Source organism: Streptomyces sp. SirexAA-E (assembly GCF_000177195.2).
GTDB classification, from domain to species: Bacteria; Actinomycetota; Actinomycetes; order Streptomycetales; family Streptomycetaceae; genus Streptomyces; species Streptomyces flavovirens.
Genome location: NC_015953.1, coordinates 4,463,504 through 4,486,444, shown reverse-complemented (window position 1 = coordinate 4,486,444; position 22,941 = coordinate 4,463,504). Strand labels below are relative to the sequence as shown.

Genomic DNA, 22,941 nt, shown 5'->3' with positions numbered 1-22,941 from the left:
GGCGGGGGCACGGCGTAGCCGGTGGGTCAGTCCGTGACGTCGATGGCGCAGGGTTCGGTCTCCACGCCCGCCGCGGTGATGACCTGCACGTCCACGACCCCCGGTTCGACCTCGACCGGCACCGGCACGGTCAGCACCGTGTCGGCCGGGTTGGCGAAGCCCCCGGCGACCGGGATCAGCGGCACGTGGACGTGCACCCGGCCGATCCGGACGACGACCCGGGCGAGGCGGTCCGGGCTGCCCGCGCCCGGCGGGACGAAGCCGGCGCCCCGGATCTCGATGTCGTCCCCCGTACGGATCGGGGCGTCCAGGTCCCCGGCCTCCCGGGCCCGGACCACCGACAGGACGACGGGGCGGCCGCCCTCCGCGTACTTCCCGGCGAAGTACGTCGCCGCGGAGACGACCACCAGCAGCGCCAGGCCCCACGGCAGGTCCGGCAGCTGCTCGGGACGGCGGGCGAGGCGCACCGCCGCGAACAGCACGGCGACGGTACTGACCAGCACGTACTGCACATCCGTGAAACTGCCGCGCCCGGAGTCGTCGGTCAGCAGATCGGCGGCCCGGGGCCGGTCGGCCCGCAGCTTCTGCAGCCGCTGCCCGAGGACCCGTACGGTCACCACCCGGCGCACGACGACGGCGACGGCGCACACCAGCGCGAGCACGGTGAGCACCCCGGCCGAGCGGACCAGGTCCAGCCCCTCGATCAGGGCGTCCCGGTCGGTGTGGGCGGAGGCACCGGCCAGCTGGAGGGCGAGCACGAGCACCGCGAAGACGGCGAGCAGCACCCAGGAGGCGGCGACCGTGCGGGAGGTGGAGAGCCGGTTGTCCTCGCCGATCAGCGGGGCGAGCAGCCCGCCGCGGGCCCGGTGGACCTGGGCGGCGACGGTGAGCAGGGCCGCCGTGACCAGTCCGGCGATCAGGCCCGCGGTGCGGGCGGTGGACCAGCCGGCGCCGATGGCGGTGACGGTCTCGCCCAGGGCCAGGAGGACGACGGCGCCCCAGACGATGACCAGGGTGCGCTGCCGGACGGTGTGGAGCCAGGCGTCACCGGCCTCGCGGCCGCGCTCGGCGAGCGTCCGGGCCGTCTCGGTCAGCTCGTCCGACACCCACTGCCGGGACGCCGAGGCGGACTGGGCGACCCCGGCGGGCAGCCCTTTGCCGGTGGCCAGTTCGTCCCGCAGGGTCAGGAAGGCCGCCACGGCCCGGCGGTGCCCCTCGCGCGCTCCGTGCGGGCAGTCGCCGCACGTGCAGCTGCCTGCGTGCGTGCTCTTCGCCCTCGCCTCGTCCAACGCCACGGAGAACGCCACCCTTTCCCGCTCCGGTACAACCAACTCACCTGTGATTTCTGCGAATTGTGCCGTACGGAGCGGGATCCGCCCACATCGGGGCAGCCTGGCGGCAACCCTTGCACCCATGTGCGAATTTCAGGCGGCCAGGACGAGGTAGGCGAGGCCCAGCGTCCCGCGGTGGCCCCCGTAGTAACCGGTGCGCCGGGCGTCGACGCCGCGGTCACCTCGGCGTGCAACGGGTGCCCGGGATGGGCCAGGGCCCAGCGCTCGCCCCGGCCGATGTTGGCGGCGGACTCGAAGAGGTCCCACTCGCGCTGGTCGGCCACGGTCACCTGGAGCGGCCGGAGCCCCACGGCCTCGGCCTGCCGGATCAGCTCCAGCAGCGAACCGAAGTCGTCCGGCCCCGCCAACGCGGCGGGCGACGGCTCCCGCTCCCAGAACCCGCCCCCGCACAGCACCCGGCCCCCGGGGCGGGCGCGCAGGCAGCGATCAGCCGGGCGGCGTGCTCCTCGGACAGCGGGGTGTTCCAGGTGAGGCGGTCGTTGCCGGGGCGGACATGAGGGCCCGTGCGTCGTCTGCGGTCATGGGGCGGCACCCTTCCACGGGCAGGGCCTCGTCTCCTCGGCCGGCGTACCCGGCCCATACGACGGTGCCGCCGCCCGAACCAATGGACGACGGCACCGGTGCTGACCTCAGGGGGTCCGGAGGAGGGGGGTCACTCCCACTCGATGGTCCCCGGCGGCTTGCTCGTCACGTCGAGCACCACGCGGTTGACCTCGGCGACCTCGTTGGTGATGCGGGTGGAGATCTTCGCCAGCGTCTCGTACGGAAGGCGCGACCAGTCGGCCGTCATCGCGTCCTCGGAGGAGACCGGGCGCAGCACGATCGGGTGGCCGTAGGTCCGGCCGTCGCCCTGGACGCCGACGCTCCGGACGTCCGCGAGCAGGACCACCGGGCACTGCCAGATGTCGCGGTCCAGACCGGCCGCCGTCAGCTCCTCGCGGGCGATGGCGTCGGCGTCGCGCAGCAGGTCGAGCCGCTCCTTGGTGACCTCGCCGACGATACGGATGCCGAGGCCGGGGCCGGGGAACGGCTGGCGCTGGACGATCTCCTCCGGCAGGCCGAGCTCCTGGCCGACCATCCGGACCTCGTCCTTGAAGAGCTGGCGCAGCGGCTCGACGAGCTGGAACTCGATGTCCTCGGGGAGGCCGCCCACGTTGTGGTGGGACTTGATGTTGGCGGTGCCGGTGCCGCCGCCGGACTCCACCACGTCCGGGTAGAGGGTGCCCTGGACGAGGAAGGCGACGTCCTCGCCCTCCGCGGCCTCGGCCACGATCTCCGCCTGGGCCTGCTCGAAGACCCGGATGAACTCGCGGCCGATGATCTTCCGCTTCTGTTCGGGGTCGCTGACCCCGGCCAGCGCGTCCAGGAAGCGCTTCTCGGCGTCGACGACCTTGAGCTGGACGCCGGTGGCGGCCACGAAGTCCTTCTCGACCTGCTCGGTCTCGCCCTTGCGCATCAGACCGTGGTCGACGTACACGCAGGTGAGCTGGGAACCGATGGCCTTCTGCACGAGGGCCGCGGCGACCGCGGAGTCCACGCCGCCGGAGAGGCCGCAGATGGCGCGCTTGGTGCCGACCTGCTCGCGGATCAGGGCGATCTGCTCCTCGACGACGTTGGTGGTCGTCCAGGTCGGCTCGATGCCGGCGCCCCGGTAGAGGAAGTGCTCCAGGACCTGCTGGCCGTAGGTCGAGTGCATGACCTCCGGGTGGTACTGGACGCCGTAGAGCTTCTTCTCGTCGTTCTCGAAGGCGGCGACCGGGACGACGTCCGTGGACGCGGTGACGGTGAAGCCCTCGGGGGCGGCGGAGCAGGCGTCGCCGTGCGACATCCACACGGACTGCTCGGCGGGCGTGCCCTCGAAGAGGGTGGAGCCGGACTTGGAGACGGCGAGCGGGGTGCGGCCGTACTCGCGGGCCCCGTTGTCGTCGACCGTGCCGCCGAGCGTGGTGGCCATCAGCTGGAAGCCGTAGCACATGCCGAAGACCGGGATCCCGGCCTCGAACAGCGACCGGTCCAGGCTGGGCGCCCCCTCCGCGTACACCGAGGACGGACCGCCGGACAGGATGATCGCGCGCGGGTTCTTGGCCAGCATCTCGGCCACCGGCATCGTGGACGGGACGATCTCGCTGTAGACCCGGGCCTCACGGACACGGCGGGCGATGAGCTGGGCGTACTGTGCGCCGAAGTCGACTACGAGAACCACGTCGGTGGTGGTGTCGGGGGCGGCGGGGGGTGCTGCTGGCACTGGGCGGCCTTCCGGCGGTGGAGAGGGGTGTGTCCTCCCGATTCTACCGGGCTCGCGGCTTTGCCCCGCCGGGCTCCCGTCTCACGATCCGGGCCGGGGGTTGGACCCGGTGGCTCGGCGGGGTCCATACTTGCGCCCATGCGTCAGCACACGACCTTCGTCTTTACCTATGGCACCCGGCCCGCCGGCTGCCATGGTCGTGCTGCTTGAGCAACTGACAAGCACCTTTCCAGGCGCCCCGGGCCGACAGGCCAGGGGCGCTTCGGCGTTGCGAGGCCGTCGGTCCGGGGAGCCGCACCCCACCGGGAGTCACAGATGACCAGCACCGCACCCGCGAAGACGGCCGCCGAGCGGACCGGCGCCCACACGACCGAGGCCGCCTCCCTGATCGGCGACGCCAGGACCCGCATCGACGCCCTGGACGACCGGATCATCGGTCTCGTCCAGGAACGGATGGCGGTCTCCGCGGTGATCCAGGAGGCGAGGATCACGTCCGGCGGCCGCCGGGTGAACCTCTCCCGCGAGATGGATGTCCTCGCCCACTACAGCGACGCCCTGGGCAAGCCGGGCACGGCACTCGCCATGACGCTGCTGGAGCTGTGCCGCGGCCGGGTGTGACGCCCCGGGGAGGCTGTACGGCCGCACCCGCGTTCGGGCCCGCACTCACCCGTACGGCGCGTGACCGGCGCCCCGGGGTCCTCGTTGGTCCGGATGTCCGTGCCAGCCAGGGGCGGCAGCGAGAGAGATCCACGCGTGGCTCCGCCGGGACGTGTGACGTACCTCAGGTATGGGACGTGTGACGTACCTCAGGAATGTCGTGGGACCGCGTTCCGGCGCGTGTGACCGGTCGGCAGGGGACAGCAGCCCGGTCACTCCTGTGCGGCCGGCCCCGGGGACGCCCGGGACCGGCCGCCCGCGGAGACGGCGACCGCACCGCCCGCCTCGTCTCGGTCCACACCTCCGGCCCATCTCATCCGCGCGCGGAACGGCGCCGCGTCGTCGCGTACAGGACACCGCCCGCGGCCAGGGCGGCGACCGCGGCTCCGGCGGCCGCCGGCGCGACCGTACCGGTGGAGGCGAGCGAGCCTCCGGGGGCCGAAACCGCAGAGCCGGACGTGCCGGTGGAGCCCGGCGCGGACGGGGCGCCGGCGGTGCCGGGGCCGAAACCGCCCGAGGCTCCGTCCGTGGGACCGCCCGGGGCACCTCCTGCGGAGCCGCCGGTGCCGCTGGAGCCCTCCGTCGTACCGCCGGTGTCACCGGAGCCGGGCGCGTCCCCGTTCAGCACCCAGCGGGCGGCGTTGTTCGCCGGCTCGGGGTCGAAGGGCAGTTCCTCCTCCCAGGGGCCGCGGACCAGGACCGTGCCCGCCGCGTCCGGGACCACATCGGTGATCTTCAGCTCGAACGGCAGGATCGTCTCGGCCCCGTCCCGCACGGTCATCGACGAGGAGCAGCGGTAGCGTTCGGCGCCGAGCCGCCCCTCCCCCTGCCGGTCCTCGGGGGTCACCGCCTGGCAGGACGGCGGCTTGCCGGTGACCTCGGTGCCTTCGGGGACGGTGAACTCGAAGGTGGCGACGGGCTCGCCGGAGCGGATGTTGCCGATCCAGGCCGGTCCGTCGTTGCGGTGGCCGACCCTCGCGGTCACCGTGTCGCCCACGGCACCCTCGCCGGTGCCGCCGACCGCCACGAAGTCCGCGGTGTTCTCCGTGCGGAAGTCGGCCTCCTGCTGGTTGTCCCAGGGGGCGAGATCCGCGCCCCGGGCAGAGGCCGCCGCCTTCGTCAGGGTCAGCTCGGGGCCGGTCCCTTCGCGGAAGGCGGCGCCCGCACGCTGTGCGGAGCGCTGGGCCGGGCCGTCCTCCGCGACGCGGTAGACGAACGTGTCGTGGTAGGCGCGCTCGCTGGCCTTCACGGACAGCGGGACGCCCAGCGTGTAGGTCGCGCCCGGTTCGAAGGAGCCCTCGACGGAGCAGAGCGCGGTGGACCAGGCGAAGGCGTCGAACGGGTCCTCGCCGGCCTCTCCGTTGTAGACGCAGTTGGCGTAGCGCTCGGGGATCTCCAGGCCGCGCGAGTACCTCAGGGTGAGCAGGACGCCGTCGGCGGCCCGTGTCCCCTGGTTGCGGAAGGTGATCGGGGCGGGCTGGGCGTCGCCCGGCCGGAGGTTCCGCTCGAAGGGCAGCCGCTTCGTCACCAGGTCGGGTCCGCCAACAGTGACCCTCGTGGAGAACGGCGTGAAGGTGACGCCGTCCGCCGAACCCGTCACCTCGATGGTGCCGGTCGCCCCCTCCTCGCTGCCCTCGGCGGCCACCAGGTCGAAGTCGGCGACGGCGCCGAGTCCGGCGTACACGCCGTGGTCGTGGCAGACGGCCCGCGGGCCGTCGATCTCGCAGTCGGACCCGGTGTCCTCGGCCGGGGCGAGGACGGCGACGCCCTCGATCCCGCCGAGGTCGAGGGTGTAGGTCACCTCGCCCTCGTATCCCGCGCCGTCCGGGTCCGGGTTGTGGACGGTGATCTCCAGTGCGGACGCCTGCGGGGATCCGGTCGCCGGGTAGGGGTGGACGGCGGTCTCGGCGGGGCCGCCGAGCGTGAGGACGGGGTCGGCCGCGTGCGCCGGCGCGCCCACGGCGAGAGAACCCGCCGCGAGCAGCCCGGCGGCGGCAAGACGGCCGGCGGTGCGGCGCAGCACGGTTCTCGGGGAAATGCGTGTCATCGCGAACCTCGGGGTCGGCAGAGCTGTGTGACCGCTGTGGCGCGGTACGGGGTCGACCGCGCCGCCCGCCCGCAGAGTCGCACCGGGCGTGATCAGCGGATGGGGCACAGTACCGGTGCGCCGCATCGGCGCACGAGATGTGGCGAGCACCACATAAAGATTCTGTGAGCGTGCGGACAACCGTTGACCCGGTTCACAGGTCATGCATGGCGAACACACCGGCTCGTTCCGTGCCCCACAACGGCAGGCCGTCCATTTTTTCGCCGTACCGCAACCCGCGCGGTACCACGGACCCGTTGAGGCCCACATGAAGCTTCGCCGCACCATGGCGCTCGCCGCTGCCACCGCCGTCATCGCACCCGTCGTGCTCCTCTCGGCCCCGGCCGCGTACGCCGACCCGGAGACGACCACGGCCGAGACCGCCTCCCCGGACCCGTCCGCCTCCCCGTCCGACGAGGAGACCGCTCCCGAGGAGACCACTTCCGAGGAGACCGCTTCCGGGGAGACGAAGTCGCCCTCCCCGGACACCGAGGCGTCCGAGTCCCCCGCCTCGGAGGCCACCGAGGAGGCCGGGAAGCCCGGGGAGGGCGGCACGAAGCCGTCCGCCTCCCCGTCCACGACGGCCCCGGCGACCTCGAAGCCGACCGCCACGCCCTCCGAGGAGACGGACCCCGAGGAGGAGACCCCGGCGTGCGAGCCGCGTCCGCTGGAGCTCTCCGTCAAGGGGCTCGCCGGCAAGATCGTCCGGGGCAGCGGCTGGCACACGTTCGAGCTGAACGCCTACAACGACTCGAAGAAGACCGTGCACAACGTCCTGTTCTACGCGGGCGCCTCGACGGACAAGCACGGCGACGACCTCTTCACCACGAAGCAGGTCGAGCTCCAGGCCCTCGCCGAAGGGACCTGGGAGGAGGTGTCCGAGGCAGATCTGACCGCGGGCATCGTCGGCGCGACCGACGTGATCAAGCCGGGCTACGAGGTCGACATCCCGCTGCGCGTCAAGGTGAAGAAGAGCGCCCCGGTGGGTGCGGGCTTCACCCTCGGCGGCGGGCTCGTCTTCGGTGACGACAGCGTGTCCGAGCCGTGCTTCACGGACGTCAGCTACAGGTTCCAGATCGTCGAGGCCGGTGACGAGGACGGTTCCAAGCCCCAGGAGGGCGGCAAGATCCCCGTCCCGTCGACGACGAAGCCGAACGCCGGCACCGCCCAGCTCACGGGCAGCCTCGCCGAGACCGGTTCGTCCTCCTCCACTCCGGTGATCGCCCTCGCGGGCGGTGCGGCCGTGGTGCTCGGCGCCGGTGCGATGTTCGTCGTGCGCCGCCGCAGCAACGGTGGCGCCGCCGCGTAAGGCGCGCCGGTACCGCCTGAACGCCTGAGGGGCCGCACCCGGCGAGGGTGCGGCCCCTTCGGCGTACCTTCCGGGGGCCCGGTCAGGCGTCGGTGGCGGCCTGCTTCGGGGGGACGACCGGGATCCCCAGGAACGGCAGCCTCAGCGCTCCGAACGCCTCCTCGGGCACCGCGGGCGCCTGCGGCTCGACCGCCGCCAGCCGCGCGTAGGCCTCGTCCTGTGCCGGGCGCGGGTCGTCCTCGCCCTTGTTGGGCCAGAACGACATGGCCCGTTCCGCCTGCGCGGTGATGGTCAGTGACGGGTTGACGCCGAGGTTGGCGGAGACCGCCGAGCCGTCGACCACCGAGATCCCCGGGTGCCCGTAGAGCCGGTGGTACGGGTCGATGACACCGGTCTCCGCGCTCGCCCCGATCGGGCAGCCGCCGAGGAAGTGCGCGGTGAGCGGGGTCCCCATCAGCTCCCCGATGTTGGACCCGGCGAAGCCGTTGATCTCCTGGGCGAGCAGGGTGGCGCCCTGGGTCGCCTCCGCGATCTGCGTCGGGTTCGGGGCGCCGTGGCCCTGCCGGGCGGTGAGCAGCCCCTTCCCGATGCCTCCGGGCTTGCGGTACGCCGTCAGGGAGTTGTCCAGCGACTGCATGACGAGCCCGATGATGGTCCGCTCCGACCAGCGCCGGTTGGACAGCGAACGCATCGTCAGCAGCGGGTGCTTGGCGACGTTGCCGAGCCAGGCCAGCACCCGGTGCGAGCTGTAGGGGACCTGGAGGACGGTCAGCGCCCCCATGGCGTTGGAGCCCCTGCCGTACCGCACGGGTTCGATGTGGGTGTTCTCGTCGGGGTGGACCGAGGAGGTGATGGCGACGCCCTTGGTGAAGTCGGCCTTCGCGATCCCGTGCTTCTTCCGGTAGCGGCGGTCGCTGGTCTGTGCCCCGACCAGGCCCTCGGAGTTGGTCCGGGTCAGTTCACCGAGCCGCGCCGAGATCCTCGGCAGCAGGCCCTGGTCCTTCATGGTGTGCAGCAGGGTCTGGGTGCCGTACGTGCCCGCCGCCACGACCACCCTGCGGGCGCGCAGCACGGTGGGCCTCGCCTTGCGGCGGCGGTGGGTGGGCACGGTCGACACCCGGTAGCCGCCGTCCGGGTCGTCGGTGACGGCGACGACGGACGTCATCGGGTGGATGACCGCGCCGGCCTTCTGTGCCAGGTGGAGGTAGTTCTCGTTGAGGGTGTTCTTCGCCCCGTGGCGGCAGCCCGTCATGCACTCGCCGCATTCGGAGCAGGCCCGGCGGGCCGGGCCCGCGCCTCCGAAGTAGGGGTCGGGGACCTCCGCGCCGGGCTTCGCCCGCGAGGCGCCGTCGGCGTCCTGGCCGTCGCCGAAGAAGACGCCGACCGGGGCGAAGTGGAAGGTGTCGCCGACGCCCATCGTCTCGGCGGCGGCCCTGAGGTGGACGTCCGCGGGGGTCATGGTCGGGTTCAGCCGCACCCCCAGCATCCGCTTCGCCTGGTCGTAGTAGGGGGCCAGCTCGTCCTGCCAGTCGGTGATGCCGGCCCACTGGCGGTCCTCGAAGAACGGCGCGGGCGGCACGTACAGGGTGTTGGCGTAGTTGAGTGATCCGCCGCCGACCCCCGCGCCGGCCAGCACCATCACCTTGCCGAGCAGATGCACCCGCTGGATGCCGAAGAGGCCCAGCGCCGGGGCCCACAGGTAGTTCTTGATGTCCCAGGAGTTCTTGGGGAGGGTCTCGCGGGTGAAGCGGCGCCCCGCCTCCAGGACGCCGACCCGGTATCCCTTCTCGCTCAGCCGCAGGGCCGAGACCGCGCCGCCGAAGCCCGATCCGACGACGAGGACGTCGTAGTCGTACGCGGCGTCGTCGGCCGCCGGGACGGCCCGGGCGGCCGGTTTCTGGGCAGGGCTGTCCTGGGGCATGGCTCTCCTCGGTAAGAAAGGCCGGGTTCGGGGCGGTGGCGGGAGGGGCTGGTCAGCGGAGCCGGAAGGCCTTCATCGCCTTGAGGCTGCGGCTCATGAAGGCGGCGTACTTCTCGTCGTCCATCCCGAAGGACGGGGCGAGCGGCATCAGCCGCTGCTGGGCGACGGTCTGGGCCTCGGTGTACTTGAGGATGCCCTCGGAGCCGTGCCGCCGGCCGAGACCGGAGTCCTTCATGCCGCCCATCGGGGACTGGACGCTGCCGTACGCCGGTGCGTACCCCTCGTTGATGTTGACGGTGCCCGCCCGCAGCCGGGCGGCGATCCGGTGGCCACGGGCCGCGTCCTTGGTCCAGACGCTGGCGTTGAGGCCGTAGGGGGTGGCGTTGGCGAGGTCCACGACCTCGTCCTCGTCGGTGAAGCGGTAGAGGGAGACGACCGGCCCGAACGTCTCCTCGGTGCACACGGCCATGGGCTCCTGGACGTGGTCGAGGATGGTCGGCTCGTAGAAGAGCGGCCCGATGTCCGGTCGGGCGACCCCGCCCGCGAGAAGGGTGGCGCCCTTCTCGACGGCCTCGCCGACGTGCCGGGCGACGGTCTCCAGCTGCCGCTCGCCGACGAGCGATCCCATGTCGGCGCCGTACGCGAGGGAGTTGCCGAGCCGCATCGCCTTCGTCCGGGCGGCGAAGCGCTCCACGAAGGCGTCCGCGACGGACGCGTGGACGTACAGCCGCTCGATGGAGATGCAGAGCTGCCCCGCGGAGGAGAAGCAGGCGCGGACCGCGCCGGCCGCCGCCTTCTCCACGTCGGCGTCCGCGAGGACCAGCATCGGGTTCTTGCCGCCGAGCTCCAGCGAGACGCCGACGAGCCGGGCAGCGGCCCGCTGGGCGACGTCGCGGCCGGTCCGGGTCGATCCGGTGAACGAGACGTAGTCGGCGCGGGCCACGACCTCGGGACCCACGACGGGGCCCTCCCCGAGGACCACCTGGAACACCTCGGCCGGGAGACCGGCCTCGACGAGCAGATCACGGGCCCACAGGGCGGTCAGCGCGGTCTCCGTGTCGGGCTTCATCACGACGGCGTTGCCGGAGACGAAGGCGGGCAGGGCGTCACCGACGGAGAGTTCGAGCGGGTAGTTCCAGGGCGCGATCTGGCCGACGACCCCGCGCGGCTGGCGCAGTTCGGTGACCTTGGTGAGTGTCGGCACGACACCGGTGTGCCGCTTCGGCCTCAGGTACGCGGCGGCCCTGCGCCCGTAGTGCCGCGCCGAGACGGCCACGGCCTGCACCTCTTCGTGGGCGTGCAGCCGGGCCTTGCCGGTCTCCAGCTGGATCAGGTCGAGGACCTCGGACTGGCGCTGGAGGACGAGGTCGTGGAAGCGCAGGAGCACGGCGGCCCGGGTCCGGACGGATGTCGCGGCCCAGGCGGGCTGGGCGGCGCGGGCGCGCCGGAAGGCGGTCTCGACGTCCTCGGGGGTGGACTCGGGCAGGTCGGCCAGCTTCTCCCCGGTGAAGGGGGTGTGGTTCGCCGTGCGGCCGGAGCCGACGACTCCACGGATCAGCCGGGCGATCACCTCGGGGGTGACCACGTCGGCGGCGGTGCGCACCCCCGCGGGGGCCGGGGCCACCGGGTTGGTGCCGACGCGGGTACCGGAAGCGGCGGCGGTGGTCGAGGAGGCCTGCGAGTCCGTCATGAGGGCGAGAGTATGTCCCGTCGCCCGCTTTGGGTACCCGTCGGTAACAGGTTTTCGCCGACCCTCCACCACTCCCGCCCGCGCCCGACAACCGAGCCAGCGATCACTGGCGGCATAACCGCTGATCAGGGGCTACTTCGCCGGCGGAGGCCAGGATGCGTGGGGCGCGGGACCTCAAACGACCGTGACGCGGATCTTTCCGGCCGCCCCCGCCGTGCGATGCCCCGCGGCGCCCCGCACGGGTGGTGTCAGCCCTCCTGCGCCGGGGGCTGCCAGCTGCGCAGCATCGTGTCGAAGAGCTGCCGGCTCTCGGCCCAGTCCTCCTCGGGCCCGGTCAGGTAGAGCGCGTACTCCGGCCCGCCCGTCTCACCGAAGTACATCTGGTCGATCCCGTGGCGCGGCCCCGGGTGGTCCTTGGACTCGACCCAGGTGAACTCCCACAGGGAGCCGGGGCGGTCCCGGAACACGTTCGACTCCAGCGCCAGCCGCTCGTAGTCCGGCAGCCTCTTCGCGAGGTCCTTCTCGATGCCCACCATGTGGAGGTAGGAGTTGTCGAAGTCGGGGTCCGGGTCGACGCCGATCCGTATCCGGTGCGCCCCGTCGTCGGGGGTGTAGTCGATCTGGCCGTCGTTCACCTGCCGGGTCCAGCCCTCGGGCACGGCGAGGCTGAATCCCTCCGGGTCCTCGACGCGGTTCCAGCCGTCGGGTATCTCCTTCGTGACGGGCTGCGCGTCCTCGGACGGCGTGTCGGAGGAGTCCGACGCCCCGGCCTCCTCGGGGTCGGCGGACGCGTCGGACGTCGGCGGCTCGGTGGTGGTCCCGTCCTGCGCGACGACACCCGGCTCCCGGCCGTTGTCGTTCCCGCCCATCTTCATCGCGGCCAGTCCCGCCGCCCCGCCGAGCACCGCCGCCACCACCACGACCAGCGCGGCCGTACGCCACCGGGCCCGGCCGCGCCGGGCGGCGGGCGCGGCGACGGAGGCGGGGGCAGGAACCGGAGGGGGGACGGCCTCCTGCGGGAGGCGGGCCGTCGCCCCGTCCGGCACGGAAAACGCGTGCACGTCCTCGTCGGAGAGCCGCTGTGTCGGCACGTGCGCCTGGGCCGCCCGGGGCTTGCGGCCCTCCATGGCGTCCAGCAGCATGCGCTCCGTCTCCGCGGCCGTCGGCCGGTCCTCGGGGTCCTTGCGCAGCAACGCGATGATCACGGGCGCCAGGGCGCCGCCGCGCTCCGGCGGCGGCGGCTCCTCCGCGACGACGGCCTGCATGGTGGAGATCGGCGACGTACGGCGGAAGGGCGAACGCCCCTCGACCGCCGTGTAGAGCGTGGCCCCCAGCGACCACAGGTCGGAGGCGGGCCCGGGGTCGCCGCCCCGCACCCGCTCCGGCGCCAGGTAGTCGATGGAACCCACCAGTTCACCGGTCCGGGTGATGGTGGAGTCACCCTCGATCGCGGCGATCCCGAAGTCGGTCAGCAGGACCGTTCCGTCCCGGGCGAGCAGGACGTTGCCCGGCTTGACGTCACGGTGCAGCACCCCGGCACCGTGCGCGGCCCGCAGGGCGCTGAGCACATGGAGACCGATCCGGGCCGCCTCGCGTGGCTCGATCTCACCGGTGTCCTTCGTCGCGTCGGCGAGCGAGGGCCCGTCGACGTACTGCATGACGATCCAGGGCCGGTGGTCGTACTCGATGACGTCATGGACGGTGACGACCCCGGGATGGGTGATCCGGGCGGCGGCACGCGCCTCCTTCTGCGTACGGGCGTGGAGGACGGCCCGGTCCGCCTCGGCCACGTACAGCCCTGCGGTCAACTCCTTGACGGCGACGGTGCGGTGCAGCACCTCGTCGTGGGCGCGCCACACCTTGCCCATGCCGCCGCGCCCCAGGACGTCCCCGAGCCGGTACCGGCCCGCCAGCACGAGCCCCGATTCCGTACCCTGCGCCTGTTCCACGTGTGCCCCGCCCCATTTCCTCGAGCTGCCAGGTTACGGAGGGGAGGCGCCGACGCGTAACCGGGCACGGCCCACGAGATCGCACTGTGATCCTCGGAGGACCGCCTGACGCCTGATCAGGCGCCTACCCGGTAGCTGGAGACGGCCTGTTCGTAGATGTCCGTGACCTTGTCCCGCTCATCCTCCGGGCCGATGACCTGCACGATGTGATAGCGGCCGGACACGATCATCACCAGGTTACGGACGTACACCTCACGGCCGTTGCTCTCCTGCCAGGTGAACTGGCCTTCCGCCATGACCTGTTGCCCGACGTCGACCCGGCGCAGGCCGGACGAGCTGGCCCAGCTGGACGCCCGGAAGGGCTCCAGCTCGGGCTCGCGGCTGCGCTGGTAGTCCAGCGGATCGGAGCCGTTGGCCTTGACGGTGTCCCGACCCGGCACGACCAGCACACTGAACCCGTCGCTGCCGTAACGGACCTGACGGTCCGCATTGGCCGGGCTGCGCTGGAAGTCCTTCGGTACGCCGATCTCGAAGCCCTCCGCGTCCTTGCGCAGCGCGTACCCGGGGGCGAGCGCGACGGCTGAGCGACTGGTCTGCGGCCGCTGCGACCCCGTACCGGCACCGGACGACGCGGAGGCCCCGCCCGACGGGCTTCTCCCCGGGTCCGGGTCCGGGCCAGGGTCGGCGGGCGCGGCGGATCCGGTGGGCCGGTCCCGGGCGCCGGTGTCCGTGCCGGTGCCGGAGTCGGCCCCGGGCATGAACACGAAGGCGTAGACCACGGCGGCGGCCATCAGCAGCAGTATCAGCACGAGCAGCAGCCGGCCCAGCCGTCGCGGCGACCGGCCGCCGGGCTGCCGGGCGGGCGGGGGCGTGCGCAGCACCTTGGGCCCCTTGGGCTCCCGGGGCGCGCGCGGCGGCTTCTCGTACCTCGGCTGCTCGGTCGTCTCCAGGCGCTGCCGCCTGCCCTGCCGGTGCCGGCCGTGGGCCGAGCCGCGACCCCAGCCCCTGCGGACGAGCTCGCCCCGGCGGCGTACGACGGGCAGCCGGGTGGTGTCCGTGGGCGGCAGGGAGACGACGTCGATGCCCGCCTCCGGCTCGGGGGCGGACCGTACGAGGGAACGCAGCCAGCCGCGCAGCTCCTCGAAGTCGGGCCGTTCCGTGGGGTCCTGGCGGAGCAGCGACTCGACGACCGGACGGAGCGGACCGCACTCCTCGGCGAAGGCGGGCGGTTCGCCGCAGACCATCTGGACGAGCTCGGCGGCGTTCTCCTCCGGGTAGGGGGCGTGGCCCTGGACGGCCCGGTAGAGCAGGGCGCCGAGCGCCCAGAGGTCGGTGGAGGGGCCGATGGGCGGGGCCAGCTGCCAGTTGTCGTGGACGGGGCCAGCCTGTTCGGGCGCCCAGCGCTCGGTGACGGCCCCGACGACGGCGATGCGGGCCTGCCGGGCGCGCTCGGCGGCGAGAGGGGTGGCGGGGCCACGGTAGGCGGGGGTGTCACCACCGCCCGCGACGACCTCGTCCCACCCGCCGGCGGAGGCCCGGGCGCCCACCGGCTGCGGCAGGCGGTCGGCTCGTCCGTCGCCCCGGGTCTCGGGCTTCTCCAGCCCGCGCCGGGAGTCGGCCCGCAGCTCGTCCCGCCCGAAGCCGCCGGTGGAGCCACCCGCGGGGACCGGGCGGCCGGCGCCGGGTCCGTCGTCCCAGGTCCCGGCGAGGTGCACCCGTCGCCCGGGGGGCCGGGGCCCCTCGGGTCCCTCGTCGTCCTCGTCCTCGCCCTCGTCGTCGTAGGGGTCGCCGTCGCCGTACGGGCCGTGGAAGGGCAGCTCCGCGGGCCGCCCCCAGGCCCCGGACAGCTGCGGGCGCCCCGGAACGCCCGGCCCAGGCGGACCTGGGGTGTCTTCGGACCCGCTGCCGCCGTCACCGGTGCTGCCGCTCCGTGGTGCGGGCGGGGCGTCATCGGACCTGGCACCCGGGCCGTCGGCGGAGGCCGCGCCGGAGCCATCGGCGGGCCCCGGTATGCGGCCCCAGCTCATGCCCTCGGCCGGCCCGGCTCCCGTACCGCCGTCGGCGCCCGACGGCGTCCCGGGACGCGCGTCCGGACCGGGGGCGGCGGGAGAGGCGGCGTCGGCGCCGTCCTCGCGCCGCGGGTTCTCGTGGGCGCGGGCCGCCGCACGGGCGCCCGCCCGGTAGGCGGCGATGGCTCCGGCGCGGGCGGCCCGCAGCTGAGCCGCGCTGCCCGCGCCCGGCTCCGCCTTCGACTCCGCGAGGGGCACGGCCGGGTGCGCCGGACGGGGGACGAGCTCCTGCCGCTCCGGCCCGGGACGGCCGACCGGCGGCACATACGGCGAGGGCGACGGCTCGATCTCCAGGGGCTCCCGCGATGCGGGCACCCCTACGGACGACGCCGGGCCGGGGCCGTCCTCCTCGGGCGGCTGGGGAAGTCCGCGCGGCTCGGACGGCTGGAACAGTTCGCGCGGCTCGGACGGCTGATGCAGTTCGCGCGGCTCGGGCAGGTCCGGCGAGGTCGGCGGCCCCGGCGTCTCCGGCGCGGCGGCCTCGGCCGGGAACCCCTCGTACGGTCCGGTCGGGCCCGTCTCGACCGCCGGCGGGCCGTAGCCGCCCTCCTCCTCGGGCCGCGGCACGGGCACGTACCCGCACAGCGCCTCCTCGGCGGCACCGGCCGCCAGGCCGGTCAGCACCACACGGCCGTCGTCGCAGACCAGCACCGTGCGGGCGGTGATGTTGCGGTGCGTCCAGCCGTGCGCGTGCAGCACCCGCAGGGCGGTGAGCACGTCGGAGCCGATCTCCGCGGCCCGGTACGGGTTGAGCGGACGCTCCGCGAGGAGCGCGGCGAGCGGCCGGGCCGCGACCAGTTCGCTCACTATCCAGAGCGAACCCGCCTCGGCGAACACGTCGAAGACCTGGTCCAACCGCGGGTGGTCCGGCACCTGGGCGGCCGCCTGCGCGGCCTCTATCGCCCGCCGGACAGCGGGGTCGGTGGACCTGCGCACGGTACGCCCGGTCGCCCGGCGGGCCGCCGACGCGACCCCGTCGGCGTCCAGCACCTCCGCGTCCACGACCTCCGGCAGCGGCACCTGGCGGACCAGGACCTCCTGCCCGCTGTAGGTGTCGAACGCCCGGGTCTCCACCAGTTCGTACGCATCGGACGGAGGCAGCGGAAGGCGGTAGCGGTCGGCAAGAACCCGACCCGCGTAGTCGTCCACGAGGCCTCCCCAGAGCGCACGATCTCCCGGTCACGGAGACCGCATCAATCCGTCAATTGCGGTCACTTGCTGTGCAATTGACCCATGATCCCGGATGCGTACGGTCCATGGCCTCTCACGATACGTGGCAAGTCGCCGCCGTGCCGCAGGGTCGGGGCAACCCGGTGGTCCCGACCCGGTAACGGGGCCTGCCGGGCCGTCAGTCGGTGGGTGCGAACGTGCCGAACGCCGTCTGGCGCAGCTTGGCGCACTCGGCACCGTCCCACTCGCTCTCCTCGCAGCTGATCATGATCGAGTAGCCGTGGGTGGCGTCGACCTTGAAGCCCCGGTTGAGCACCCGGACCCGCATGCCCTTCTGCGTACGGACGAACTCCCAGTCGGCGACGGTCGGGTAGCCGTTGTAGTCGACCTTGTCGATACCGATGTGCTTGTAGCCGCTGCTGCTCCCGGCAACGGCTCCCCGCAGGCCGCGCCACGCGGCCGCGGCGTCGGTGCCGGGCGAGGAGTTGTAGTCGACCTGGACGCGCGGGAAGCCGCCGTCGGCGTTGTAGATGCCGCCCGAGTTGCTGCCCGCGATGCCGTTGCGTGCGAAGTTCTCGGGCAGCGCCATGGTGAAGTGGAACCGCGTGTCGGTGACCTTCTTGTACCCGTCCGGAACACCGTCCTCGGCCGGGTCGTCGGTCACCGAGGCCGACGGTGAGGTTCCGTCGGTCGCCTCGCCCGTCTCCTGGCCCTGGCCGCCCTTCTGCCCGTCCTTCTGGCCGCCGCCGTCCGTCTCGGCGCCGCCGGACTCGTCCCCCTTGCCGGAGCCGCCGCCGGTGTCACCCCCGTCCGCACCCGCGGAGGAGACGGTGTCGCCCTTGCTCCCGCCGCCCGAGGCGCTGTCCTCGTCGTCGCCCCCGAGGGTGAGCGCGAGGACCGTACCGAGCACGGCGAGCACCACGACACCGGCGATGATCGCCAGGGTGCGGCGCGGCACGACGTCGGTGATCGAGGCGCGCGTGGAGGCGGGAGTGCCTGCCGGCCGAGGCGTCGCGGGGCCGGAGACCGCGGCCGTGGTGGCCGTGACGGCCGGGGACTTGGCGTTCCGCGCGGACCGGAGCGCGCCGCGCAGCCGCTCCCGGGTGCTCTCCCCGATTCCCGTACCGGACCCGCTGCCCGTGCCGGCGGCTCCGCGACCGGAGCCCGTTCCGAACCCGTTCGCCGGACCCGCTGCCGCACCACCGCCCGCTCCCGGAAGCGCCCCCGAACCGGCCGCGGCGCCCGCACCGGCGGCCGGGGCCTGAGCCGCGCCGGTCCCCGAGGTGCCCGCGCCGGCCGGACCGCTCGCGAACCCGGCGCCCGCCGCGCCCGCGGCCGCCGCCCCGGCCGCCTTCTTCCGCCCGGAGCCCTTCCCGCCCTTGTCCGTGCTCTTCGCGCCGGGGATGGGCAGCGCCATGATTTGTGTGGCGTCGGCCGGCGGTGCCGGCGGAACCTCCGGCGCGTTGATGACCGCGTTGAGCAGGACGCGTGCCCCGGCGTCGTCCAGCCGCTGCTCGGGGTCCCGGGTCAGCAGCCCGTAGATGACCTCCGTCAGGGGGCCGGCGTTCTTCGGCGGGTCCACCGGTTCGGTCATCACGGCCGTCAGCGTGGCGATGGCCGAGCCCTTGTCGTACGGCGGGCAGCCCTCGACGCACGCGTAAAGCAGGCCGCCGAGCGACCACAGGTCGGCCGGCGGTCCCGGCTTGTGGCCGCGGGCCCGCTCCGGCGAGATGTACGAGGGGGCGCCGACCAGCATGCCCGTCGAGGTCACGGAGGGGTCGCCCTCGACCTGGGCGATGCCGAAGTCCGTGAGGACGACCCGGCCGTCCTCGGCGATCAGGACGTTGGACGGCTTCACGTCACGGTGCAGGATGCCCTCGCGGTGCGCCGAGCGCAGCACGTCGAGGATGGCCAGGCCGACCTCCGCCGCACGCCGGGGCGTCAGCACCCCGTCCTCGCGGATCGCCTCCGCCAGCGACTTGCCCTCGATCAGCTCCATGACGATCCACGGGCGGTCGTCCTCGTCGACCACGTCGTAGACGGTCACCGCGCTGGTGTTGCGGATCCTCGCGATCGCCTTCGCCTCGCGCAGGGTGCGCGTGATCAGCCTGCGCTTCTCGTCCTCGTCGATGGCCGAGGGGAACCGCAGTTCCTTGACCGCCACCGTGCGCCCCAGCGTCTCGTCGGCAGCGCGCCAGACCGTGCCCATGCCGCCCCGGCCGAGCACCTCCCCGAGCCGGTACCGCCCCGCGAGAAGACGCCCTTCCTTGTCCCGTTGGGGCTCCCGTGCCTGCTCCGCCTCCGACATGCGTCCCCTCTGCGATCAACCCGCCCTGGCAGAGCGTTCATTGTCCCTCACCCCGGGACCGCTCATGGTCCCGGGTCCGGGGTCGGTCGTGGTGTGGCCGGAGGAAGGAGCCGCCGACCGTACCGATGCCCGAAGCACCGCGCGCCGCCCGGCCGGTGCTGGTTCCGCTCACCCCGCCGGCCGTCGCACCGCTCGGTGAACCACACCGCACCACCGCATCGTCCTACCTCCACCGGCTCGTCGTCGAGGGGCAGGCTTCCGCGCCCGCACTCCCGGCCGGTGACCCGTGCTCAGCAGCCTACGAGACGTACGGCTCGGCCGGGACCGGCATCTCATCCGGCGACCACTTACGGGCGCGCGGCGTCACCGAGGCACCAGTCGCGAGCGTCGTCCTCCGGGTCGCGGCGGAAGGAGGGCCGAGGCCGACGGACAGCGTCGCACACCACCAGCCGTGGCTGATACGCGGTCAGGGCGACGTCGGACGCAGCGTCACCTTCGCGCTCCCCGCTCACTCACGGGTCCGTCCGCGGCGGTGCCTCCCGCAGCACCGTCCGTGTCACGAGGGTCACCTCACGGGCAGTCACGCACGGACGTCCGCACCGGGGGGCGGCCGGCACGTCCGCATCCACCGGGTCACCACGGGCCGCTGGACGGCCACCGGCCTCGAACCCGGCCTCTTGCGGGCCGCGTTCCCCGGCCCGCAAGCCCCCGGACCCCCGGCATCCCGCCGGAGGTCCGCCCACCCCGACACAGAACGGCGCGGAGCGACTCGGAGCGACTCGGAGCGGCTCAGAGCGGCACGATGTCCGGCGCCCCCAGCCGCGCCGCGTCCGCCGTCAGGTCGTCGGGCTGCCGCTGCGACTCCCGCTCCGCCTCGACCCGCTTGCGGTAGTGCTCCACCTCCCGCTCGACCTGGCTGGTGTCCCAGCCCAGCACCGGCGCCATCAGGTCCGCGCACTCCCGGGCGCACCGGGTGCCCCGGTCGAAGGTCTCGATGGAGATCCGGGTCCGCCGGGTCAGTACGTCGTCGAGATGGCGGGCGCCTTCGTGCGAGGCGGCGTAGACGACCTCCGCCCGCAGGTAGTCCTCCGCCCCGGCCAGCGGTTCGCCGAGCGCCGCGTCGGCCTCCACGAGGTCGAGCACCTCCTCGGCCATCGAGCCGTACCGGTTGAGCAGATGCTCGACCCGGACGACGTGCAGACCCGTCCGGGAGGCGATCCTCGCCCGGGCGTTCCACAGGGCGTGGTACCCCTCGGCACCCAGCAGCGGCACGTCCTCCGTGACGCACTGGGCCACGCGCTGGTCCAGCCCGTGCACCGCCTCGTCCACGGCGTCCTTCGCCATCACCCGGTACGTCGTGTACTTGCCGCCCGCCACGACGACGAGCCCCGGCACCGGATGGGCCACCGTGTGCTCCCGTGAGAGCTTGCTCGTCGCGTCCGACTCACCGGCCAGGAGGGGCCGCAGCCCCGCGTAGACGCCCTCGACGTCGTCCCTGCTCAGCGGGACGTTCAGCACCGAGTTGACGTGTTCGAGCAGGTAGTCGATGTCGGCGCTGGAGGCGGCCGGGTGCGTCTTGTCCAGGTCCCAGTCGGTGTCGGTGGTGCCGATGATCCAGTGCCGGCCCCACGGGATCACGAAGAGGACGGACTTCTCGGTCCGCAGGATCAGCCCGGTCGTGGAGTGGATGCGGTCCTTCGGCACGACGAGGTGGATGCCCTTGGACGCCCGGACGTGGAACTGCCCGCGCTCCCCGATGAGCGCCTGGGTGTCGTCCGTCCACACCCCGGTCGCGTTGACCACCTGCTTGGCCCGCACCTCGTACTCGCCGCCGCCTTCGACGTCCTCGACGCGTACGCCGACGACCCGCTCGCCCTCCCGGAGGAAGCCGGTCACCCGGGCCTGGTTCGCCACATGCGCGCCGTAGCCCGCGGCGGTGCGGACCAGGGTCGCCACGTAGCGGGCGTCGTCCATCTGCGCGTCGTAGTACTGGAGGGCGCCGACCAGGGCGTCCTTGCGGAGGGCCGGCGCGACGCGCAGGGCGTGGCGGCGCGAGAGGTGCCGGTGCATGGGCAGCCCGCGGCCGTGGCCCGAGGACACCGACATCGCGTCGTACAGCGCGACGCCCGAGCCCGCGTACAGCCGCTCCCACCCCTTGTGCTGCAGCGGGTAGAGGAACGGGACGGGCTTCACCAGGTGCGGGGCCAGCCGCTCCAGGAGCAGCCCGCGCTCCTTCAGCGCCTCCCGCACGAGCGCGAAGTCCAGCATCTCCAGATAGCGCAACCCGCCGTGGATCAGCTTGCTCGACCTGCTGGACGTCCCCGAGGCCCAGTCACGCGCTTCGACGAGGCCGGTCGAGAGTCCTCTGGTGGCGGCGTCCAGCGCGGTCCCGGCGCCGACCACGCCCGCCCCCACGACCAGCACGTCCAATTCGCGCTCGGCCATCGCGGCCAGCGCCTCGGCGCGCTCCGCGGGTCCCAGTGTCGCTGTCCTCACTGCTGCCTCCCGGTATCCCGGTATTCCGGTCATCTGGGTGCTTCGGCGTGGGGAGCGCGGTCGGCCGCACGGCCGGACGGCTGCACCCACTCTCCGATTCTGTCCGCGCTCCGCGACTTCAGCCACCGCCTGTGGACAACACCCGGTCGACGAGACCCGCAGAATGCGACATATAGGTCATATATACGCCTAGTCTGACATTGCATTGTCCACAGCAGTTGCGCTTTCCGCCTCTTGGTCTTAAAGGGCCCGCTCCCCCACCCGCGCTCTGTCGCCGGGCCCCTCAAGGCCTTCGTTCGGATCAGGCCCCAGGCCCCAGGGAAGGACGGCCCTCCACATGCCCGCAGACCTCGCTGTCATCGGACTCGGCCACCTCGGCCTGCCCCTCGCCCAGGCGGCCGTCGCCGCGGGGATCCAGACGGTCGGCTACGACACGGATCCGCGCCCGTACGCCGAACTCTCCGCCGGGCGTACTCCGGTCGAGGGATCCCTCAGCGCCTCGGACATCCGCAGGATGCTCTCGGGCGGCTTCCGGCCCACCGCGGACCCCGCCGAACTCGGCCGGGTCCGCACCGCCGTGATCTGCGCACCGACCCCGCTCGGCCCCGACCGCGCACTCGACCTCGGCCCCGTCAGCGACGCGACCCGCGCGCTGGCCGCCCGGCTGCGGCCGCACACCACCGTCCTCGTCGAGTCGGCCGTACCGCCCGGCACCACCGAGAACGTCGTCCGGGCGCTCCTGGAGGAGGGCTCGGGCCTGCGCGCGGGACGCGACTTCCACCTCGCCCACTCCCCCGCCCGCCTCGACCCGGGCAACCGCACCCACGTCCTCGCCAACACCCCCAAGGTCATCGGCGGCCTCACCCCCGCCTGCACCGAGTCCGCCGCCGCCTTCTACAGCCGGCTCACGGACAAGGTGGTCCGGGCCAGAGGGCCGCGCGAGGCCGAGATGACCAAGGTCCTCGAAACCAACTTCCGGCACGTCAACATCGCGCTGGTCAACGAGATGGCGGTGCTCTGCCACGACCTCGGGGTCGACCTCTGGGACGTCATCAGGTGCGCCGAGACCAAGCCCTTCGGCTTCCAGCCCTTCCGACCCGGACCCGGCGTCGGCGGCCACGCCGCACCCCTGGACCCCGGATACTTCCCGTACACCAGCCACACGCCCGGCCACCCGCTGCGCATGGTCTCGCTGGCCAAGGAGATCAACGACCGGATGCCGAGCTATGTGATCCAGCGCTGCGCGACCCTGCTGAACGAACACGGCAAGTCCGTGCGGAGCGCCCGGGTCCTGCTGCTCGGGGTCACCTACAAGCCCGACCTCGCGGACCAGGAGGCCTCCCCCGCCCGCGAGATCGCCGGCCGGCTCATGGACATGGGCGCCCAGATCGGCTACCACGACCCGCACGTCCTGGACTGGCGGGTACGCGACGTGCCCGTCCCGCGCGCCGACTCGCTCTACGAGGCCGCCGCCGGGGCCGACCTGACGGTGCTGCTCCAGCACCACCGCACGTACGACCTCCAGGGACTGGCCGTGAAGGCCCAACTCCTCCTGGATACAAGGGGAGCCACCCCGGCAGGCGCCGCGCACCGGCTCTAGGGCCCAAGCCCCGCAAGGGATTCACGGTGCCCTGTGTCCGTCGTGCCTGCTAGCCTGCGGCGTCACTCGTCGCACAGCAGTGCGCATCT

Annotated in this window: 12 protein-coding genes and 1 pseudogene; 3 read left to right on the top strand and 10 right to left on the bottom strand. The window is 73.3% G+C overall.

The features are described 5' to 3' along the window. Window positions 1-26: 26 nt before the first annotated feature. The 3 genes and pseudogenes from SACTE_RS20165 to guaA all read right to left on the bottom strand — a co-directional run bounded on the left by SACTE_RS20165 (window position 27) and on the right by guaA (window position 3,597). Complete coding sequence (locus SACTE_RS20165) at window positions 27-1,295, bottom strand: hypothetical protein (RefSeq protein WP_026359186.1); 1,269 nt, start codon at window positions 1,293-1,295, stop codon at window positions 27-29. A gap of 129 nt (window positions 1,296-1,424) precedes the next feature. Then, a pseudogene (locus SACTE_RS35130) lies at window positions 1,425-1,874 on the bottom strand (hypothetical protein). Between the two features lie 130 nt (window positions 1,875-2,004). Then, entirely contained in the window at window positions 2,005-3,597 is a 1,593-nt protein-coding gene (guaA, locus tag SACTE_RS20160) for a glutamine-hydrolyzing GMP synthase (protein WP_014047853.1), read from the bottom strand. Window positions 3,598-3,912: 315 nt separating this feature from the next. Between guaA and SACTE_RS20155 the strand changes: the two genes are divergently transcribed. Next, window positions 3,913-4,215 (top strand): chorismate mutase, encoded by a 303-nt coding sequence (locus tag SACTE_RS20155; protein ID WP_014047852.1) that lies wholly within the window; start codon window positions 3,913-3,915, stop codon window positions 4,213-4,215. Window positions 4,216-4,567: 352 nt separating this feature from the next. Here the strand turns inward: SACTE_RS20155 and SACTE_RS20150 are convergent, their stop codons facing one another. After that, window positions 4,568-6,301 carry a hypothetical protein gene (locus tag SACTE_RS20150; protein ID WP_014047851.1) on the bottom strand — a complete coding sequence of 578 codons (1,734 nt, stop codon included), beginning with the start codon at window positions 6,299-6,301 and terminating at the stop codon, window positions 4,568-4,570. 307 nt (window positions 6,302-6,608) lie between these two features. On the opposite strand from SACTE_RS20150, the gene SACTE_RS20145 reads away from it, so the two are divergent. Further along, window positions 6,609-7,649 (top strand): LAETG motif-containing sortase-dependent surface protein, encoded by a 1,041-nt coding sequence (locus SACTE_RS20145; RefSeq protein WP_014047850.1) that lies wholly within the window; start codon window positions 6,609-6,611, stop codon window positions 7,647-7,649. An 82-nt stretch (window positions 7,650-7,731) separates the two neighbouring features. Here SACTE_RS20145 and SACTE_RS20140 read toward each other — a convergent pair whose 3' ends face one another. The 6 genes from SACTE_RS20140 to SACTE_RS20115 all read right to left on the bottom strand — a co-directional run bounded on the left by SACTE_RS20140 (window position 7,732) and on the right by SACTE_RS20115 (window position 21,252). Continuing rightward, window positions 7,732-9,570 carry a GMC family oxidoreductase gene (locus SACTE_RS20140; protein ID WP_014047849.1) on the bottom strand — a complete coding sequence of 613 codons (1,839 nt, stop codon included), beginning with the start codon at window positions 9,568-9,570 and terminating at the stop codon, window positions 7,732-7,734. A gap of 52 nt (window positions 9,571-9,622) precedes the next feature. Beyond that, entirely contained in the window at window positions 9,623-11,260 is a 1,638-nt protein-coding gene (locus tag SACTE_RS20135) for a succinic semialdehyde dehydrogenase (RefSeq protein WP_014047848.1), read from the bottom strand. 248 nt (window positions 11,261-11,508) lie between these two features. Beyond that, window positions 11,509-13,209, bottom strand: coding sequence for a serine/threonine-protein kinase (locus SACTE_RS20130; RefSeq protein WP_014047847.1), 1,701 nt, complete (start codon window positions 13,207-13,209; stop codon window positions 11,509-11,511). A 116-nt stretch (window positions 13,210-13,325) separates the two neighbouring features. After that, window positions 13,326-16,427: a protein kinase gene (locus SACTE_RS20125; RefSeq protein WP_014047846.1), complete on the bottom strand. Its 3,102-nt coding sequence runs from the start codon at window positions 16,425-16,427 to the stop codon at window positions 13,326-13,328. A 199-nt stretch (window positions 16,428-16,626) separates the two neighbouring features. Next, a complete protein-coding gene (locus tag SACTE_RS20120) occupies window positions 16,627-18,756 on the bottom strand; it encodes a serine/threonine-protein kinase (RefSeq protein WP_014047845.1) in 2,130 nt (709 codons plus the stop codon). A 789-nt stretch (window positions 18,757-19,545) separates the two neighbouring features. Then, window positions 19,546-21,252, bottom strand: a complete 1,707-nt coding sequence (locus SACTE_RS20115) for a glycerol-3-phosphate dehydrogenase/oxidase (protein ID WP_014047844.1) — start codon at window positions 21,250-21,252, stop codon at window positions 19,546-19,548. A 337-nt stretch (window positions 21,253-21,589) separates the two neighbouring features. Here SACTE_RS20115 and SACTE_RS20110 point away from each other — a divergent pair, with 337 nt between their 5' ends. Then, a complete protein-coding gene (locus SACTE_RS20110) occupies window positions 21,590-22,852 on the top strand; it encodes a nucleotide sugar dehydrogenase (protein WP_014047843.1) in 1,263 nt (420 codons plus the stop codon). Window positions 22,853-22,941: the final 89 nt, after the last annotated feature.

What these genes read in the sequence shown, in the direction of transcription:
- SACTE_RS20155 (WP_014047852.1), top strand. Translation starts at nt 3,913, where the DNA reads ATGACCAGCACCGCACCCGCGAAGACGGCCGCCGAGCGGACCGGCGCC.
- SACTE_RS20150 (WP_014047851.1), bottom strand. Translation starts at nt 6,301, where the DNA reads ATGACACGCATTTCCCCGAGAACCGTGCTGCGCCGCACCGCCGGCCGT.
- SACTE_RS20145 (WP_014047850.1), top strand. Translation starts at nt 6,609, where the DNA reads ATGAAGCTTCGCCGCACCATGGCGCTCGCCGCTGCCACCGCCGTCATC.
- SACTE_RS20140 (WP_014047849.1), bottom strand. Translation starts at nt 9,570, where the DNA reads ATGCCCCAGGACAGCCCTGCCCAGAAACCGGCCGCCCGGGCCGTCCCG.
- SACTE_RS20135 (WP_014047848.1), bottom strand. Translation starts at nt 11,260, where the DNA reads ATGACGGACTCGCAGGCCTCCTCGACCACCGCCGCCGCTTCCGGTACC.
- SACTE_RS20120 (WP_014047845.1), bottom strand. Translation starts at nt 18,756, where the DNA reads ATGTCGGAGGCGGAGCAGGCACGGGAGCCCCAACGGGACAAGGAAGGG.
- SACTE_RS20110 (WP_014047843.1), top strand. Translation starts at nt 21,590, where the DNA reads ATGCCCGCAGACCTCGCTGTCATCGGACTCGGCCACCTCGGCCTGCCC.